Origin of the sequence: Micromonospora sp. WMMA1923, from assembly GCF_049179195.1 — a bacterium.
GTDB lineage: Bacteria > Actinomycetota > Actinomycetes > Mycobacteriales > Micromonosporaceae > Micromonospora > Micromonospora yangpuensis.
The window spans coordinates 1,737,254-1,753,269 of the sequence record NZ_JBMHLZ010000001.1 but is presented as its reverse complement, the minus strand read 5'-3'; the positions used below and the strand labels follow the sequence as shown (position 1 = coordinate 1,753,269).

Genomic DNA, 16,016 nt, shown 5'->3' with positions numbered 1-16,016 from the left:
CGAGGCCGGCCCACCGGGCCACCGCCGGCGCAGGGCGGGTCAGTCGCCGCCGGCGCAGGGCGGGTCAGTCGCCGCCGGCGCAGGGCGGGTCAGTCGCCGCTGGCGAGGAGCTGGTCGAAGGACGTGGTCAGGGCGAACGGGTCGGCCGGCGCGGCGCCGCCGTACCGGCTGATCTGCTCGGTCAGCTCGGCGGCGGCCCGCTGGATCCGGGCCCGCAGCGGGCCGTCGGCGCTCTGCTCCGACCAGTCCTCGGGCGCGGCGAAGACGGCGGTGGGGACCACCACCGCGCGGGCGTAGCTGAACAGCGGACGTACCGCGTGCTCCAGGGCCAGCGAGTGCCGGGCGGTGCCGCCGGTGGCGGCGATCAGCACCGGCTTGCCGGCCAACGCGTCGCGGTCCAGCACCTCCAGGAACGACTTGAAGATCCCGCTGTACGACCCGTTGAAGACCGGGGTCACGGCGATCAACGCGTCGGCCCGGGTGACCGAGTCGAGGGCCGCGCCGAGGGCGGTCGACGGGAACCCGGTGAGCAGGTTGTTCACCACGTCGTGGGCGTGCTCGCGGACCTCGACCGGGGTGACGCGCAGCGGCAGCTCCCGCCGCCGCGCCTGCTCGGCGACGGCGGCGGTGAGCTGGTCGGCCAGCAACCGGGTGGTCGAGGGCTGACGCAGGCCGGCGGAGAGCACGACCAGGCTACGGTCGGTCATCGCCGCGCCTGCGCTCCCGCCGGCTCGGCCGGCGTGCCGTCGGTTCCGGCCGACGTGCCGCCGGTGCCGTCGGCCTCGGTCGCCGGGGAGGCGTCGGTCCCGGCGGCGCGCCGCGAGGCGTGGGTGGGTGCCTCGGGCACGTGCGCCGGACGCCGGGCGGCGAACTCCCGCCGCAGCACCGGGACGACCTCCTCGCCGAGCAGGTCGAGCTGCTCCAGCACCGTCTTCAGCGGCAGGCCGGCGTGGTCGAGCAGGAACAGCTGACGCTGGTAGTCGCCGACGTACTCGCGGAAGCCGAGGGTCCGGTCGATGACCTGCTGCGGGCTACCCACGGTCAGCGGGGTCTCGCGGGTGAACTCCTCCAGCGACGGACCGTGCCCGTAGACCGGGGCGTTGTCGAAGTACGGGCGGAACTCGCGTACCGCGTCCTGGGAGTTGCGGCGCATGAACACCTGCCCGCCGAGGCCGACGATGGCCTGGTCGGCGCTGCCGTGGCCGTAGTGGGCGTAGCGCTGCCGGTACAGCTCGACCATCCGCCGGGTGTGCTCGGCGGGCCAGAAGATGTGGTTGGCGAAGAAGCCGTCGCCGTAGTACGCGGCCTGCTCGGCGATCTCCGGGCTGCGGATGGAGCCGTGCCAGACGAACGGGGGGACGCCGTCGAGCGGACGGGGGGTCGAGGTGAACGACTGCAGCGGGGTGCGGAACCGGCCGGACCAGTCGACCACGTCCTCGCGCCAGAGCCGGTGCAGCAGGGCGTAGTTCTCCACCGCGAGCGCGATGCCGTTGCGGATGTCCTGGCCGAACCAGGGGTAGACCGGGCCGGTGTTGCCGCGCCCGAGCATCAGGTCCACCCGGCCGTCGGCCAGGTGCTGGAGCATCGCGTAGTCCTCGGCGATCTTCACCGGGTCGTTGGTGGTGATCAGGGTGGTGGCGGTGGAGAGCAGCAACCGCTCGGTACGGGCCGCGATCCAGCCGAGCATGGTGGTCGGCGAGGAGGGCACGAAGGGTCGGTTGTGGTGCTCACCGGTGGCGAAGACGTCCAGGCCGACCTCTTCGGCCTTCTGCGCGATGGTGACCATCGCCTTGATCCGCTCGTGCTCGGACGGCTCCCGCCCGTTGGTCGGGTCGACCGTGACGTCGCCGACGGTGAAGACTCCGAACTGCATGATCTGCTCCTCGCCTCGCTACCGGGCCGGTGATCCCGGACGCAGCGCACAACATACTTGACGAGTCAAATATTCCGTGAAGCAGCCGGCCCCGGCCCGCCGGGTCAGCCACCGGCCACCGAGGGCAGCACCTGGACCTCGGCGCCGTCGGCCACCGGTGCGGCCACTCCCCCGAGGTGCCGGCAGTCCTCCCCGTCGACGTAGACGTTGACGTACCGACGCAGCTCACCGCGCTCGTCGCGGATCCGGCGGACCAGTCGCGGCCAGGTGACGGCGAGGGCGTCGAGGACGGCGCCCACCGAGCCGGTGGCGACCACGGTGAGCCGGCTCGCGCCACCGGCCTCCCCACGCAGCGGCCCCGGCACCAGGACGGTGATCATGCCTCAGACCTCCGCCGCCCGCACGCAGAGCACGTCCGGCAGGTGCGCGGCGACCAGCGACCAGGAGTCACCGTCGTCGCCGCTGGCGTAGACCTCCCCGGAGCGGGTGCCGAAGTAGACGTCACCCGCACCACCGGCACCCATCGCGTCCCGCAGCACCGCCGGATAGAACGGCCCCTCCGGCAGCCCGACCGACAGGGGTTCCCACTTGTCACCGGCGTCGGTGGACCGGAACACCCGGCACCGGTGGTCGACCGGGAACCGCTGCGCGTCCGCGACCAGCGGGAAGGTGTAGACCGTGCCGGGGCGCGACGGGTGGGCCACAATCGGGAAGCCGAAGTCACTGGGCAGGCCCGCGGCGATCGACGTCCAGCTGCGGCCGTCGTCGTCGGAGCGGTAGACCCCGTGGTGGTTCTGCGCGTAGAGCCGCTCCGGGTTGCCGGCGTCCCGGGCGACCTTGTGCACACACTGGCCGAACTCGGGCCACTCGTCGGGCAGGAAGTAGGCGCGGATCCCGGTGTTCGACGCCGACCAGCTCGCCCCACCGTCGGTCGAGCGGTAGACCCCGCCGGTGGACATGGCAACGATGATCCGGTCCGGGTCGCGGGGGTGGGGCAGCACGGTGTGCACCGCCTGACCGCCGAAGCCCTCCCCCCACTGCTCGCGGTGCGGATGATCCCAGAGGGAACGGACCAGGGTGAAGCTACGACCGCCGTCCTCGGAGCGGAACAGCGCGGACGGCTCGGTGCCGGCCCAGACCACCCCGGGCGCGTCGGACCCGCCGGGGGTGAGCTGCCAGACCCGGCCGAGGCTGACCCCGGTGTCGGCGGGAAAACCCACCGGTGCCTGCTCCGGCTCCTGCCAGGAAGCACCCAGGTCGTCGCTGCTGGCCACGCTCGGGCCGAAGTGTGAACTGCTCATGGCGGCCAGCAGCCGGGGATGACCGGGCCGGAGGTCGACCGCGACGGCGTAGACGCCGGTCATCGGGAAGTGCGGGCCGCTGACCTCCCACCCGGCGGGCCCGCCACCCCGGGTGGCGAGAAAGAGCCCCTTGGCGGTGCCGACCGCGAGCAGTGTGGGCATGACCGTCCTCCGTTCCGTCGACGAGTACGCAGCGTGATTATGACCACGCCCCCCGACAGAATTCCCAGGCCACGCCGCCGGGGTCAGCCGGGGCACGTGCCGACGACAGGGGCTCACCAGCCGGGCCGGCCCGCGGGCGAGGTCCCGGTCCGGCACGCCCGGGTGGCGCGGGCGGGTGCACGGACTGCTCAGGGTGCAAGGAACCGGCTGATGGTCTCCCGCAACACAACGCGTTCGCGGCTGGGGTCGAATGCTGGCCATTCCGCCGTCTGACTAAGAAATCCGTCGATGAGGGCCAGCATCCAGCTGATCGTCCGCTCCACCGAGAGATCGGTGCGGATGCCGCCCTGCTCGCGCCCGCGCTCGACCCACGGCGTCAGTCCTGTCCGCACCTGCCGCTGGTGCTCGGTCAGGGCCGTGGCGACCCGGGCGTGCGACGCGGCGACGACGACCGCGCGAATGAAGCTGTTCGCCCGTTGGTCCTGCGCGTTGTCCGCCTCGTGGTCGGCGTAGGCGAGCAGCACATCGACGGCGTCCTGCTGGCTCGCCTGCGAGTTGAAGAACTCCTTGATCTCCTCCGCGCCGAGCTCGAGGATCGCCACCATGACATCGACCTTGGTGGGGAAGTAGTGGAAGAGGGTGCCGGATCCGATGCCCGCGAGGCGGCAGATCGCCGCGGTCGAGGTGCCATCGAACCCGTTGGCGGCAAAGCAGGTCAGCGCGGCGTCGATGATGTGTAGACGGCGCTGGAGGTGCTGCTCTGGGTCGACTGGACGGGGCATACAGGTAGCCTAAGTTAGTGGAGTAGCTGCTCTATTAACTGCTATGCTGGCACGATGGGCTTGCCGAAACTGTCATTTCGGCAGCGAGTGCTGCCCGTGCTGGCGATCCTATTCGGCGCACCCGTATCCGCCGAGTTCCTTCAGGCGTACCTGCCGGCGACCGGCGACGCACCGGAGATGCTGCTGTCCCTGCTCATCCTCGCACCCCTCTACGGTGGCGCAGCCCTGCTCATCCGGGAGGTGGCGGTCCGGTGGGGGCTCGGCTGGACCGGGGTTCTCCTGCTCGCTGCCGCGTTCGGTGTCGCCATGCCCGGGCTCGTGGACCTGTCACTGTTTGTCGAGCACAATGACGACATCGCCTACTGGGACGAGCTGCGCCAAGGCACGCTCGTCCACGGACTCGGCGTCGCCGCGTTTCCCGCCATGTCGTGGGTCGCCGGCCACGTCCTGATGAGCGTCGGCGCGCCCCTGGCGGTCTTCCACGTGCTTGCGCCCCGTCACCGGGGCCGTCCGTTGCTCGGCCCCGTCGGTATCGTCCTGATCGGGCTGCTGAGTGCCCTCGTGGCGTTACTGATCCGTAGCGACACCGATCGCCAGTACCACCCCGGTCTCGCGTCCACCCTCGTCGTGATCGCAATCGTGGTCACGCTCGGGGCAGTGGCCATGACCCGTGTCGGACGACCGGTCAAGACTGGCGACAGAGCACCGGCGCCGACCTGGGCACTGGTACTCATCGGTGCGGTCGGCATGTTCAGTTTCGACGTCCTGCCGCCGATCTGGGTGGGTGTCGCAGTGCTGGCGCTGCTGCTCGTCACGGCGGCCGCACTCGTCCGGTGGTGGAGCAAGGCCACCGCCTGGTCGGGGCGGCAGATCGGGGCGCTGACCGCAGGTGCGCTGGTCAGCCGGACCCTCATCGGCTTCCTGGCACCCGTGCCCGAAGGGGTCAGTCTGGCGGCGAAGCTGAGCCAGAACGCGCTGATGCTCGCCGCGGTCCTCGGACTGGCCTGGCTACTCCTGCGCGGCAACAAACTGCCCACAGTAGACAGCGAACCAACGGAATCCGGCGACCGAGCCGAGGACGCAACCGCCATCGGCTGATAGTGACCCCACGCCCGGACATCGACGATGCCGGTCCAAGGGGAGTGCGCTGGCCGCCTCGCAGAAGCGGCTACAGCGGAAGGTGCGGAACAGGCTGCGTGTCGGCCGTCTTGCCTCGCCGGTACGCGGACACGGTCGGGTCACCAGGCAGCCAGTACCGCCAGGGCCAGTCGTGCGCCCGGCTGACGCCAACCCTCGGGCCGCTCGACACAGCAGCAGGGGTACGGCTGGGCGGGGACAGCACCAGCGGGCCACCGTCGAGCAGGTGTGCGCCGCTGTGTTGGCGTGTCAGTGCCAGCGCCTGACCGAGGTTGCCTGGCCCACGGGCGAGCGAGTGCCGCGCTACCTGCTCGCCCCGCCGACGCCGCGCCACATCAACCCCCGCGACCACCCGGCCAGCGCGTAGCAGGACAGCCGACGCTTCACCCTCGGGTCCGGTCACCACGTTGGCGCAGTGATGCAGCCCGTGGGACAGGTAGACGTAGAGCCGACCGGCGGGGCCGAACATAACCGAGTTGCGGGCGGTCGGCCCACGCCAGGCGTGGGAGGCGGGATCGCTCTCCCCCGCGTACGCCTCGACCTCGGTCAGTTCGATGGCGACCGATCCGTGGGGAGTGTGGTGGGTCAGCGTCCAACCGATCAGGTGGGGGGCGACCAGGGGAGCGGGTTGCGCGAGGATGGCGAGCAGGTCAGGCGACAACGGGCGAGCCTTCCGTCAGGGGCATCCGCCAGGTGATCTGAACATCTTCACCACGGGGCAGCCTGGCACCCTTGCCGCGCGGCATGAGCCGGATCGACTGGCACGCTGCCTCGATGATCGAGCGGACCTCGTCGACTTCCATCCGGTCGATCGAACGGTTGCCCGACACACGTCCTCGGGGGACGATCGGTTCCCATCAGGCAGGCACCCCGGTTTCCGCCCCGTTGCAGGTGAGGATGGCCGCGTTCCGCTCAGATAGTAGAACGTGCCGCAGGTTGGATGAACGCCACTGGTTGTACGCCGCCCTGTACCGGATCACCGACCGGCACGCCGACACCGACCCGCGCCGACGCCGGCGCTCCAACCCGTACCTGGCCCGATCAGGAGGACACTGCCCCCATGGACCGTACCGAGATGCTGGCGTACTGCCTGGCCAAGCCCGGTGCCTGGCTCGACCGGCCCTGGCAGGACTCGGAGGTGGTCAAGGTGGGCAGCCGGATCTTCGCCTTCCTCGGCTCCGGCGACGGCGGGGAGACGGTCGGGATCAAGTGCGGCCCGAGCCGGGAGGTGGCCGACGAGTGGCTGCACCGCTACCCGCACGATGCCCGGGTGATGCCGTACATCGGCCGGTCCGGGTGGAACACCCTCCGCCTCGGCGGGGCGATCGACGACGACGAGCTGGTCGAGGCGGTCGACGCCTCCTACGACACGGTGGTCGGCAAGCTCCCCCGCCGCGAACGGCCGACACCCGGCTGACCCGTCACCACCCCCGACCGGGCCGACCGGCACGAGCCCGAGCGCCCCGGATGGCCGCCCCGGCGGTGTCCGTACCGCCCTGGGCCGTGGCGCGCGAACGGTCCGCGCGCCACGGCCTGAGGATCAGCGGGGTACGACCGACTCGGCGGCCCACTCCCGCCAGCCGACCAGCTTGTCCCCGGCGGTGGCGAGCTGGTCGGCGACCGGGCCGGGCCCGGTGGAGCCGGGGGTGGTCCGGGCGGCCAGCGCCGAGCGGACCGAGAGCACGTCGCGCACCGACGGGTCGAGGTGCTCGCTGACCGCCGCCAGGTCGTCGTCGGTGACCTCGTCGAGGGCGCAGTCCCGGGCCGCGCAGAGCGCCACCAGCTTGCCGGTGATCTCGTGCGCGTCGCGGAACGGCACGTTCCTGCGGACCAGCCAGTCGGCCACCTCGGTGGCCAGCGAGAAGCCCACCGGCGCGGCGGCGACCAGCCGGTCCACCCGGACCGTCATCGTGGAGATCATCCCGGCCAGCGCCGGCAGCAGCAGCTCCAGGGTGTCGACCGCGTCGAAGGCCGGCTCCTTGTCCTCCTGCATGTCCCGGTCGTAGGCCATCGGCAGCCCCTTGAGCATGGTGAGCACGCTCACCAGCCCGCCGACCAGCCGCCCGGACTTGCCCCGGGCCAGCTCGGCGATGTCCGCGTTCTTCTTCTGCGGCATGATCGACGAACCGGTGGCGAACGAGTCGTCCAGCTCCACCCAGCCGAACTCGTGCGAGGTCCAGAGCACCACCTCCTCGCCGAGGCGGGACAGGTGCACGCCGATCAGCGCGGTGACGAAGAGGAACTCGGCGACGAAGTCCCGGTCGGCCACCGCGTCCATCGAGTTGGCGAAGGACGTGCGGAAGCCCAGCTCCTTGGAGACCGCCACCGGGTCCAGCGGCAGACCGGAACCGGCCAGGGCGCCCGCGCCGAGCGGGCTGACCGCCGTCCGGTGGTCCCAGTCCCGCAGCCGTTCCAGGTCCCGCAGCAGCGGTTGCACGTGCGCCAGCAGCCAGTGCCCGAAGGTGACCGGCTGGGCGTGCTGCAGGTGGGTCATGCCCGGCGCGGCCGTCTCCACGTGCCGCTCGGCCTGCTCCACCAGCGCCTCGGCCAGCTCCACCAGCCGGGCGGCCACGCCCCGGGCGTGGTCGCGCAGGTACAGCCGCAGGTCGGTGGCGACCTGGTCGTTGCGGGACCGGCCGGCGCGCAGCTTGCCGCCGAGGCTGCCGAGGCGCTCCAGCAGCCCGCGTTCCAGGGCGGTGTGCACGTCCTCGTCGTCCACGGTGGGGCGGAACGCGCCGGAGGCGCAGGCCGCCTCCAGGTCGTCCAGGGCGGCCAGCATCCGGCCCAGTTCCTCCGGGTCGAGCAGGCCGGCGCCGGCCAGGACCCGGGCGTGCGCCCGGGAGCCGGCGATGTCGTACGGGGCCAGGCGCCAGTCGAACTGGACACTTACCGACAGCCGCGCGAGGGCCTCGGCGGGGCCGCCGGCGAAGCGGCCACCCCACAGACTCGTCCGGTTGGTGGCGGCGCTGTTCTCGGTGAGGCTCTTGTCGTCCACGCCGCCCATTGTCGTTGCCATCCTCAGCAGCCCTCCCACCGGGCGTCGGGTGCGCCGGGCACCGTCCACCCGGCGATGATCTCGGTCACGTCGCGGGGTGTCCTTCCGCGCTGTCCTCCCGCCGGGCCCAGCCGGCGAGCTTGTCGCCGAGCGCGGCCCCGCCGACGCTCTCCCGGGCCACCACCAGAATGGTGTCGTCGCCGGCGATGGTGCCGACCACGTCCGGCAGACCGGCCCGGTCCAGCGCGCTGGCCAGGTAGTGTGCCGCGCCCGGCGGGGTACGTAGCACCGCGATGTTGCCGCTGGAGTCGACCTCGTTGAGCAGCTCCCGCAGCAGCCGGACCAGCCGGGCCGGTGCGGCCTCGGCGTCGCGCAGCGGCCGGTGGCCGTCCTCGGGGATGACGTACACCGGACGGCCGTCGCCGCCCCGGGCGGTGACCGCGCCCAGCTCCTTGAGGTCCCGGGAGAGGGTGGCCTGGGTGACCGCCACGCCGTCCCCGGCGAGCAGGTCGGCCAGTTCGGTCTGCGAGCGCACCGCCCGGTCGCGGATCAGCTCGACGATCCGGGCGTGCCGGGCCGCCCGGGTCACCGGGCTGGTCACGGCCGGGGCCCGTCAGCGGCCGAGATCGTCGGGTCCAGCAGGAACGCCAGCAGCGCCTTCTGCGCGTGCAACCGGTTCTCGGCCTGGTCGAACACGGCGCTCTGCGGGCCGTCGAACACCTCGTCGGTGATCTCCTCGCCCCGGTGCGCCGGCAGGCAGTGCAGCACGATCGCATCCACCGCGGCGTGGCCGAGCAGCTCCTTGTTCACCTGGTACGGCAGGAACGGGGTGATCCGGTCCAGCCCGTCGCTCTCCTGGCCCATCGAGGTCCAGGTGTCGGTGGCGACCACGTCGGCGTCCTGGACCGCCTGCACCGGGTCGGTCAGGGCCCGCACCGACCCGCCGGTGCCGGCGGCGATCTCCGCGGCCCGGGACAGCACCTGCGGATCGGGGCCGAAACCGGCCGGTCCGGCCACCCGTACGTGCATCCCGGCCAGTGCCCCGGCCAGCAGGTACGACTGCGCCATGTTGTTGGCCGCGTCACCGACGTACGCGAGGGTCCGGCCCTGCGTACCGCCGAGGTGTTCGCGGACGGTGAGCAGGTCGGCCAGGAGCTGACAGGGGTGGAAGCCGTCGGTGAGCGCGTTGACCACCGGTACGGTCGCGCCCGCCGCCACCTCCACGATCCGCTCGTCGCCGTGGGTGCGCAGCACGATCGCCGCGACGTAGCGCGACAGCACCGCACCGGCGTCGGCCAGCGCCTCGCCCCGACCGAAGTGGGTGACCTGGGTGTCCACCACCAGCGGATGTCCACCCAACTCGGCGATGCCGACGTCGAACGAGATCCGGGTACGCAGGCTCTGCTTGTCGAAGAGCACCGCCACCGACCGGGGGCCGGCCAGCGGTCGGTGGCCGAACCGGTCGGCCTTCATCCGGGCCGCCAGGTCGAGCACCGTGGCCTGCTCGGCGCTGGTCAGGTCGTCGTCACGCAGGAAGTGGCGGGTCATGCGATCGTCTCCGGAGATGCGGGGGCGGCGGCGTCGAGGGCGGCGGGCAGCGCGGCGAGCAGGTCGTCGACCTGCCCGGTGCCCAGGATCAGCGGCGGGGCCAACCGGACCACGTGCGGCTGCACCGGATTGACCAGGAAACCGGCGGCACGCAGCAGCTCGGTAACCGCGCCCGAGGCCGGTGCGGTGAGCACCACACCGAGCAGCAGCCCGGCGCCGCGTACCTCGGCGACCAGCGGATGCCCCAGCGCCTCGATGCCACGCCGGAGCCGTTCGCCTACCCGTTTGACGTGGTCGAGCAGGCCCTCGCTGGCGATGGTGGAGACCACGGCGAGGGCGGCGGCGCAGCTGACCGGGTTGCCGCCGAAGGTGGTGCCGTGCGAACCGGGACCGAGCAGCTCGGCGGCCCGGCCGAAGGCCAGGCAGGCGCCGATGGGCAGCCCCCCGCCCAGCCCCTTGGCCAGGGTGACCACGTCGGGCTCGATCCCCTCGGCCTGGTGGGCGAACCAGTGCCCGGTCCGGCCGATGCCGGTCTGCACCTCGTCGAGCACCAGCAGGGCGCCGTGCCGGGCGGTGATCCGCCGGGCCTCGGCCAGGTAACCGGCCGGCGGTACGACCACCCCGTTCTCCCCCTGGATCGGCTCCAGGATCACCATCGCGGTGGCGTCGGTGACCGCCGCGGCCAACGCCCGCGCGTCGCCGTACGGCACGTGGGTGACCTCACCGGGCAGCGGGCGGAACGGGTCGGCCTTGGCCGGCTGGCCGGTCAACGCCAACGCGCCCATGGTCCGGCCGTGGAAACCACCGTGGGTGGCCACCACGTGGCCGCGTCCGGTCAGCCGGGACAGCTTGAACGCCGCCTCGTTGGCCTCCGCACCGGAGTTGGCGAAGAAGACCCGGCCGGGCCGGCCGGCCAACGCCAGCAACAGCTCGGCCAGGGCCACCGGAGGCTCGGCGACGTAGAGGTTGGAGACGTGCCCCAACGTGGCTACCTGCTTCGACACGGCGGCCACCACCGCCGGGTGGGCGTGCCCGAGGGCGTTGACGGCAATCCCGCCGACCAGGTCGACGTACTCCCGGCCGGTCTCGTCGACCACGACGGCGCCGGCACCGGAGACCAGCGCCAGCGGCGGGGTGCCGTAGTTGTCCATCATGCTCTGCCGCCACCGGTCCACCAGGGCGCTCATGAGTCGATCACCATCGTTCCGAACCCTTCCGAGGTGAACACCTCGAGCAGTGTGGAGTGCGCGACCCGCCCGTCGACGACGTGTGCGGCGGGCACTCCCCCGCGCACCGCCCGCAGGCAGGCCTCCATCTTGGGCACCATGCCCGACTCCAGCGACGGCAGCAGCTTCGCCAGGTCGTCGGCGGTGATCTCACTGACCAGACTGGTGGTGTCCGGCCAGTCGGCGTACAGGCCGGGCACGTCGGTCAGTACGACCAGCTTGCGGGCCCGCAACGCGACGGCGAGCGCGGCGGCGGCGGTGTCGGCGTTGAGGTTGTGCAGCACCCCGTCGGCGTCCGGGGCGACCGTGGAGATCACCGGGATCCGGCCGGCCGCGATCAGGTCGGTCACCGCCGAGACGTCCACCGACTCCACGTCACCCACCTGCCCGACGTCGACCGGCGACCCGTCGACGTACGCCGGCCGGCGCACGGCGGTGAACAGGCCGGCGTCCTCACCGGAGAGCCCGACCGCGTACGGGCCGTGCGCGTTGACCAGCCCGACCAACTCCCGGCCGACCTGGCCGACCAGCACCATCCGGACCACGTCCATCGCCTCGGGGGTGGTGACCCGCAGGCCCCCCCGGAACTCGCTGGCGATGCCGAGCCGACCGAGCATCGCCGAGATCTGCGGGCCGCCACCGTGCACCACCACCGGTTTGAGGCCGGCGTAACGCAGGAAGACCATGTCGGCGGCGAAGGCGCGTTGCAGCTCGGGGTCGACCATGGCGTTGCCGCCGTACTTGAGCACGACGGTGGCCCCGGAGAACTCGGCCAACCAGGGCAGCGCCTCGATCAGCGTGGCCGCCTTGGTCTGGGCACGGGTGAGATCAGCGGAAAGGGATGCGCTCGACTGGGCCGGCTTTTCGTTCACGACTGCGGGACTCCGCTTCGCTGCGTTCCTCGCGTTCACCGGACTGGCCTTCCGTTCACGACTGCGGGACTCCGCTTCGCTGCGTTCCTCGCGTTCACGTCGAGTAGGCCGAGTTCTCGTGGACGTACGCGTGGGAAAGGTCGTTGGTCCAGATGGTGGCGGTGTCGGTGCCGGCGTGCAGGTCGACGCGGACGGTGACGGCCCGGCCGGTCAGGTCCACCTTGGAGCGGTCCTCGGCGGCGGCGCCGGCGCGGCACACCCAGATGCCGTTGACCGCGACGTCGACCTCGTCGGCGTCGAAGACGGCCGTGGTGGTGCCGACGGCGGCGAGGATGCGGCCCCAGTTCGGGTCGTTGCCGAACAACGCGGTCTTGACCAGGTTGTTGCGGGCCACCGCCCGTCCCACCTGCACCGCGTCGTCCTCGCTGGCCGCGCCGACCACCTCGATGGCGACCTCCTTGGTCGCGCCCTCGGCGTCGGCGAGCAACTGCCCGGCCAGGTCCCGGCAGGCCGCGGTGACCACCTCGGTGAGTTCCGCAGCGGTGGGCTCGATGCCGCTGGAGCCGCTGGCCAGCAGCAGCACCGTGTCGTTCGTGGACATGCAGCCGTCGGAGTCGAGCCGGTCGAAGGTGACCCGGCAGGCCGCCCGCAGCGCGGCGTCGAGGGTCTCCGGCCCGGCCACCGCGTCGGTGGTGAGCACGCAGAGCATGGTGGCCATGCCGGGGGCGAGCATGCCGGCACCCTTGGCCATGCCGCCGACCGTCCAGCCGCTGCCCCGGGTCACGGTCGTCTTCGGGCGGGAGTCGGTGGTCATGATCGCCTCGGCGGCGGCCGGCCCGCCGTCGCGGGCCAACGCCCGGGTGGCGGCGCGTACGCCGGGCAGCAACCGCTCCATCGGCAGCCGCTCGCCGATCAGGCCGGTCGAACAGACCGCCACGTCGGCGGCCCCGACGATCAGCCGGGCACTGGCGGAGGTGAGTACGGCGGCGGTGTGCTCGGCAGTGGCGTGGGTGTCCTGGAAGCCGGCCGGGCCGGTGCAGGCGTTGGCCCCGCCGGAGTTGAGCACCACGGCGCGGGCCACCCCGCCGTGCACCACCTGCTGGGTCCAGCGCACCGGGGCGGCCTTCACCCGGTTGGCGGTGAACACCCCGGCGACCCCCGCGTCCGGGCCGTCGTTGACCACCAGTGCGATGTCCCGGGCACCACCGGACTTCAGCCCGGCGGCCACCCCGGCCGCCCGAAAGCCCCGAGGAGCGGTGACGCTCATGCTGTCTCCTCCATCCACGTTCCGCCGCTGCCGCTGCTGGTGCCGCTGCCGGTTCCGGTGCCGCGCCCTGCCGCCGGCGCACGTCCGGTCCGGGTGCCGGCGGCAACCGGCGCGAGGCCGGTCACGGTGCCACCCCGAAGACGGACAGGCCGGCCTGCTCCGGCAGGTCGTACATCAGGTTGGCGCACTGCACGGCCTGCCCGGCCGCGCCCTTGCCGAGGTTGTCGATGGCGCTGACCACGATCACCCGGCCCGAGTCGACGTCGACGGTGGCCTGCAGGTGGGCGGAGTTAGAGCCGAGGGTGGCGGCGGTGTGCGGCCAGGCCCCCTCGGGCAGCACGTGCACGAAGGGCGCGTCCGCGTACGCCTGGGTGAGCACCGCACGCGGGTCGGTGCCGGCGGCGGTCGGCACGGCGGTGACCGTGGCGAGGATGCCGCGCGGCATCGGCGCGAGAACCGGGGTGAGGGACAGCCCGGTCGCGCCGGTGGCCTGCTTGATCTCCGGTACGTGCTGGTGCGCCCCGACCTTGTACGGCGACAGGTCCCCCATCACCTCGCTGCCGAGCAGGTGCCCCTTGGCGGCCCGACCCGCGCCGGAGGTCCCGGAGGCGGCGACCACCACCACGTCGGCGGGCTGCACCGCACCGGCGGCCACCAGCGGGGCGAGCGCGAGCGTGATGGCCGCCGCGTAGCAGCCGGTGTTCGCCACCCGCCGCGCCCCGGCGATCGCCGCCCGCTGTCCCGGCAGCTCGGGCAGGCCGTAGGTCCAGGCACCGGCGTGCGTACCACCGTAGTAACGCTGCCAGGCCGCGCCGTCGCGCAGCCGGTGGTCGGCGCCGAGGTCGACCACCCGGACCGACTCCGGCAGCTCGGCCGCCAACGCCGCCGACTCACCGTGCGGCAGCGCCAGGAAGACCAGATCCGCGTCGGCCAGGGTCGTCGGGGCGGTCCCGGCGAAGACCAGGTCCAGCCCCGCGAGCTGCGGGTGTACGGCGCTGACCGGCTGGCCGGCCTGGCGGTGCGCGGTCGCCGCCACCAGGTCGAACTCGGGGTGCCCGGCGATCAGGCGCAGCAGCTCACCCCCGGCGTACCCACTGGCTCCCGCCACCGCGACTCGAATGCCCATACCCACCTCCGCATGACTATGCAGAGGAGATTAGCAGGCCGCGTTACACAGCCGCAATGTCACGCAACCCCCTGTATGAGCATGCAGCCGGGTGGACTGGATTGGATTGGATTGGGCGACTTCGTCCAGCCCTGCGTCACAGCAGCCATGGCACCTGCCCCTACCTGCGGGGGTCGTCATCTCTCGCTGCGGGCTCCCCGACCTGACGTTCGGCCACCCACAGCCCCCGACCCTGCAGGCCGACCACCAACCTGCGGTCCTGCAGGATGATCAAGGCACGCTGCACCGTCGTCACACTGACCTGATACAGCTCGGAAAGCTCCCGGTACGTCGGCAGCCGGTCACCGGGGGCATACTCCCCACTCTTGATCCGGGCAGCCAAGTCCTCGACCACCTCGCGGTAACCGGTAGTCGGTATGGGCATGCTCGTTGGAGCCCCGGTGGTGACGCTCGACTGCCTGATCGGCTCAGGAACTCAAGACCCCGGCTTTCAGCCCAACAAGGAAGCTGCGGTAGGACTCCCGCTCGAAACACAGGATGGGGCCGCTGCGATCCTTCGAGTCGCGGACCTGCACCCCACCGCCGCCGGCACGGGCCTCGACGCAACTGTCGCTGCCGTTGCTCTTGGTCGACTTTGCCCAGTCCCGCGTCAGACCGTTCACGTCATCCCCTCCGCAGCGGCTCGCAGCATTTCGAGCGAGTTGTCGACGGACAGCGCATCTTGCGCCAACCTGTTGAACACATCCCCGTACGATGCTACCGCCTCCGGATACAGGTCCCCGGCGTAGGTTTCGCAGTAGACGACGTCGTCGCCTTCGGGGAAGCCGAGTATCACGAGAGGCCCAAGCGTGCCGGCGTGGGCACCCACTGCGTACGGAATCACCTGCAGGTCGACGTCGGGCCGGGCGGCGATGTCGACCAGATGGAGAAGCTGCCGACGCATTACCTCCGGGCCGCCAACCACACGCCGGACGACCCCTTCGTCCAGAATGATCCACAAACTCGGTGGATCGGGCTGATCAAGGATCGCCTGGCGGGCGGTCCGGACCTCCACCCGAGTGGCGATCTCATCGGTTTTCAGCCGAACCGGGCCACGCTGCAGCAAAGCGCGCGCGTAGTCCTCGGTCTGCAGCAGTCCCGGCACGATCATCGAACCGAACGCCTTGATCGATGTCGCCTCACTCTCGAAGGCGATCAGACTCGCATACTTTTCGGAGATCGACGCGGCGTACGGCTGCCACCATCCCCGGTCTCCGCGCCTGGTCGTGTCTGCGGCGATCTTCGCCAGCCGATCCGTGTCCTCCGCACCAGCGCCGTAGCTCTGCAGTAACGCTCTGAGCGTCAGGGGCCGGACGCCGACCCGGCCGCGCTCCATACGGCTCAGGTGCGAATCGGAAATGCCAGCGGCAGTCGCCGCCTGGTCGATGTTCAAGCCGGCTGCCTCGCGCAACCCCTTGAGTTCGATGCCCAGCTTCCGTCGAGCCGTAGGACTAGCCACGTCGGCAGTGTACGGCCATGGCCGAATAGCGAACGACCCGCTCACAGACACCCTTTCCAGACAGTTGCTTGGAGCATGTGTCTCGTGGAAGCATCTCGTTATTACTTCTCGGCACCGATCAACAACAGGGGGCAGGAAGGCGTGAGCGACACGAACGGCACCGCAGGCCGAACCAGCGGACAGCAGAGCCACGGGGCGAAGCATGGGGGCGCCCCGCAACGGATCCTCT

General features: G+C 71.7%; 19 protein-coding genes. 2 read left to right on the top strand and 17 right to left on the bottom strand.

Translation table 11 applies throughout. The annotated features are described in order from the left end of the window. Nucleotides 1-89 precede the first annotated feature (89 nt). The 5 genes from ACN28G_RS07985 to ACN28G_RS07965 form a co-directional block, all read right to left on the bottom strand. A complete protein-coding gene (locus ACN28G_RS07985; protein ID WP_421478803.1) occupies nucleotides 90-707 on the bottom strand; it encodes an FMN reductase in 618 nt (205 codons plus the stop codon). After that, the gene (locus tag ACN28G_RS07980; protein WP_229688294.1) at nucleotides 704-1,873 is read right to left on the bottom strand and encodes an LLM class flavin-dependent oxidoreductase; all 1,170 of its coding nucleotides are present in this window, start codon (nucleotides 1,871-1,873) and stop codon (nucleotides 704-706) included. Before ACN28G_RS07980 ends, ACN28G_RS07985 begins: the two co-directional genes overlap by 4 nt. 104 nt (nucleotides 1,874-1,977) lie before the next feature. After that, nucleotides 1,978-2,253, bottom strand: coding sequence for a ubiquitin-like small modifier protein 1 (locus ACN28G_RS07975; RefSeq protein WP_091436690.1), 276 nt, complete (start codon nucleotides 2,251-2,253; stop codon nucleotides 1,978-1,980). A 3-nt stretch (nucleotides 2,254-2,256) separates the two neighbouring features. Further along, entirely contained in the window at nucleotides 2,257-3,336 is a 1,080-nt protein-coding gene (locus tag ACN28G_RS07970) for a WD40/YVTN/BNR-like repeat-containing protein (protein ID WP_421478802.1), read from the bottom strand. A gap of 188 nt (nucleotides 3,337-3,524) precedes the next feature. Beyond that, on the bottom strand, nucleotides 3,525-4,118 hold the full coding sequence (locus ACN28G_RS07965; protein WP_421478801.1) for a TetR/AcrR family transcriptional regulator: 594 nt from the start codon (nucleotides 4,116-4,118) through the stop codon (nucleotides 3,525-3,527). A gap of 54 nt (nucleotides 4,119-4,172) precedes the next feature. Here ACN28G_RS07965 and ACN28G_RS07960 point away from each other — a divergent pair, with 54 nt between their 5' ends. Beyond that, on the top strand, nucleotides 4,173-5,216 hold the full coding sequence (locus tag ACN28G_RS07960; protein WP_139135640.1) for a hypothetical protein: 1,044 nt from the start codon (nucleotides 4,173-4,175) through the stop codon (nucleotides 5,214-5,216). 70 nt (nucleotides 5,217-5,286) lie between these two features. On the opposite strand, the gene ACN28G_RS07955 is transcribed toward ACN28G_RS07960, so the two are convergent. Together ACN28G_RS07955 and ACN28G_RS07950 are read right to left on the bottom strand one after the other, a co-directional pair. Then, the gene (locus ACN28G_RS07955) at nucleotides 5,287-5,916 is read right to left on the bottom strand and encodes a DNA-3-methyladenine glycosylase (protein WP_421478800.1); all 630 of its coding nucleotides are present in this window, start codon (nucleotides 5,914-5,916) and stop codon (nucleotides 5,287-5,289) included. Next, on the bottom strand, nucleotides 5,906-6,058 hold the full coding sequence (locus tag ACN28G_RS07950) for a hypothetical protein (protein ID WP_175440507.1): 153 nt from the start codon (nucleotides 6,056-6,058) through the stop codon (nucleotides 5,906-5,908). Before ACN28G_RS07950 ends, ACN28G_RS07955 begins: the two co-directional genes overlap by 11 nt. 257 nt (nucleotides 6,059-6,315) lie before the next feature. On the opposite strand from ACN28G_RS07950, the gene ACN28G_RS07945 reads away from it, so the two are divergent. Continuing rightward, a complete protein-coding gene (locus ACN28G_RS07945) occupies nucleotides 6,316-6,672 on the top strand; it encodes an MmcQ/YjbR family DNA-binding protein (RefSeq protein WP_421478799.1) in 357 nt (118 codons plus the stop codon). A gap of 123 nt (nucleotides 6,673-6,795) precedes the next feature. On the opposite strand, the gene argH is transcribed toward ACN28G_RS07945, so the two are convergent. From argH to ACN28G_RS07895, 10 genes are all read right to left on the bottom strand, one after another. Then, nucleotides 6,796-8,259 carry an argininosuccinate lyase gene (gene argH, locus ACN28G_RS07940; RefSeq protein WP_421480880.1) on the bottom strand — a complete coding sequence of 488 codons (1,464 nt, stop codon included), beginning with the start codon at nucleotides 8,257-8,259 and terminating at the stop codon, nucleotides 6,796-6,798. A gap of 76 nt (nucleotides 8,260-8,335) precedes the next feature. Beyond that, on the bottom strand, nucleotides 8,336-8,851 hold the full coding sequence (locus tag ACN28G_RS07935) for an arginine repressor (RefSeq protein WP_091436679.1): 516 nt from the start codon (nucleotides 8,849-8,851) through the stop codon (nucleotides 8,336-8,338). Next, on the bottom strand, nucleotides 8,848-9,798 hold the full coding sequence (gene argF, locus ACN28G_RS07930) for an ornithine carbamoyltransferase (protein WP_421478798.1): 951 nt from the start codon (nucleotides 9,796-9,798) through the stop codon (nucleotides 8,848-8,850). Before argF ends, ACN28G_RS07935 begins: the two co-directional genes overlap by 4 nt. Continuing rightward, entirely contained in the window at nucleotides 9,795-10,985 is a 1,191-nt protein-coding gene (locus ACN28G_RS07925) for an acetylornithine transaminase (protein WP_421478797.1), read from the bottom strand. The genes argF and ACN28G_RS07925 overlap by 4 nt, the downstream gene beginning before the upstream one ends. Then, nucleotides 10,982-11,896, bottom strand: a complete 915-nt coding sequence (argB, locus tag ACN28G_RS07920) for an acetylglutamate kinase (protein ID WP_091436676.1) — start codon at nucleotides 11,894-11,896, stop codon at nucleotides 10,982-10,984. The genes ACN28G_RS07925 and argB overlap by 4 nt, the downstream gene beginning before the upstream one ends. Before the next feature lie 94 nt (nucleotides 11,897-11,990). After that, complete coding sequence (gene argJ, locus ACN28G_RS07915) at nucleotides 11,991-13,163, bottom strand: bifunctional glutamate N-acetyltransferase/amino-acid acetyltransferase ArgJ (protein WP_091436675.1); 1,173 nt, start codon at nucleotides 13,161-13,163, stop codon at nucleotides 11,991-11,993. Nucleotides 13,164-13,284: 121 nt separating this feature from the next. Further along, complete coding sequence (argC, locus tag ACN28G_RS07910; RefSeq protein WP_421478796.1) at nucleotides 13,285-14,289, bottom strand: N-acetyl-gamma-glutamyl-phosphate reductase; 1,005 nt, start codon at nucleotides 14,287-14,289, stop codon at nucleotides 13,285-13,287. A gap of 160 nt (nucleotides 14,290-14,449) precedes the next feature. Further along, complete coding sequence (locus ACN28G_RS07905; RefSeq protein ID WP_421478795.1) at nucleotides 14,450-14,713, bottom strand: winged helix-turn-helix domain-containing protein; 264 nt, start codon at nucleotides 14,711-14,713, stop codon at nucleotides 14,450-14,452. 43 nt (nucleotides 14,714-14,756) lie between these two features. After that, the gene (locus ACN28G_RS07900) at nucleotides 14,757-14,951 is read right to left on the bottom strand and encodes a DUF397 domain-containing protein (protein WP_421478794.1); all 195 of its coding nucleotides are present in this window, start codon (nucleotides 14,949-14,951) and stop codon (nucleotides 14,757-14,759) included. Next, the gene (locus tag ACN28G_RS07895) at nucleotides 14,948-15,787 is read right to left on the bottom strand and encodes a helix-turn-helix domain-containing protein (RefSeq protein ID WP_421478793.1); all 840 of its coding nucleotides are present in this window, start codon (nucleotides 15,785-15,787) and stop codon (nucleotides 14,948-14,950) included. Before ACN28G_RS07895 ends, ACN28G_RS07900 begins: the two co-directional genes overlap by 4 nt. Nucleotides 15,788-16,016 lie beyond the last annotated feature (229 nt).

Coding starts and splice junctions, on each gene's coding strand:
- ACN28G_RS07985 (WP_421478803.1), bottom strand. CDS start 707: ATGACCGACCGTAGCCTGGTCGTGCTCTCCGCCGGCCTGCGTCAGCCC.
- ACN28G_RS07980 (WP_229688294.1), bottom strand. CDS start 1,873: ATGCAGTTCGGAGTCTTCACCGTCGGCGACGTCACGGTCGACCCGACC.
- ACN28G_RS07975 (WP_091436690.1), bottom strand. CDS start 2,253: ATGATCACCGTCCTGGTGCCGGGGCCGCTGCGTGGGGAGGCCGGTGGC.
- ACN28G_RS07970 (WP_421478802.1), bottom strand. CDS start 3,336: ATGCCCACACTGCTCGCGGTCGGCACCGCCAAGGGGCTCTTTCTCGCC.
- ACN28G_RS07965 (WP_421478801.1), bottom strand. CDS start 4,118: ATGCCCCGTCCAGTCGACCCAGAGCAGCACCTCCAGCGCCGTCTACAC.
- ACN28G_RS07960 (WP_139135640.1), top strand. CDS start 4,173: ATGGGCTTGCCGAAACTGTCATTTCGGCAGCGAGTGCTGCCCGTGCTG.
- ACN28G_RS07950 (WP_175440507.1), bottom strand. CDS start 6,058: ATGGAAGTCGACGAGGTCCGCTCGATCATCGAGGCAGCGTGCCAGTCG.
- ACN28G_RS07945 (WP_421478799.1), top strand. CDS start 6,316: ATGGACCGTACCGAGATGCTGGCGTACTGCCTGGCCAAGCCCGGTGCC.
- argH (WP_421480880.1), bottom strand. CDS start 8,259: ATGGGCGGCGTGGACGACAAGAGCCTCACCGAGAACAGCGCCGCCACC.
- argF (WP_421478798.1), bottom strand. CDS start 9,798: ATGACCCGCCACTTCCTGCGTGACGACGACCTGACCAGCGCCGAGCAG.
- ACN28G_RS07925 (WP_421478797.1), bottom strand. CDS start 10,985: ATGAGCGCCCTGGTGGACCGGTGGCGGCAGAGCATGATGGACAACTAC.
- argJ (WP_091436675.1), bottom strand. CDS start 13,163: ATGAGCGTCACCGCTCCTCGGGGCTTTCGGGCGGCCGGGGTGGCCGCC.
- argC (WP_421478796.1), bottom strand. CDS start 14,289: ATGGGCATTCGAGTCGCGGTGGCGGGAGCCAGTGGGTACGCCGGGGGT.
- ACN28G_RS07905 (WP_421478795.1), bottom strand. CDS start 14,713: ATGCCCATACCGACTACCGGTTACCGCGAGGTGGTCGAGGACTTGGCT.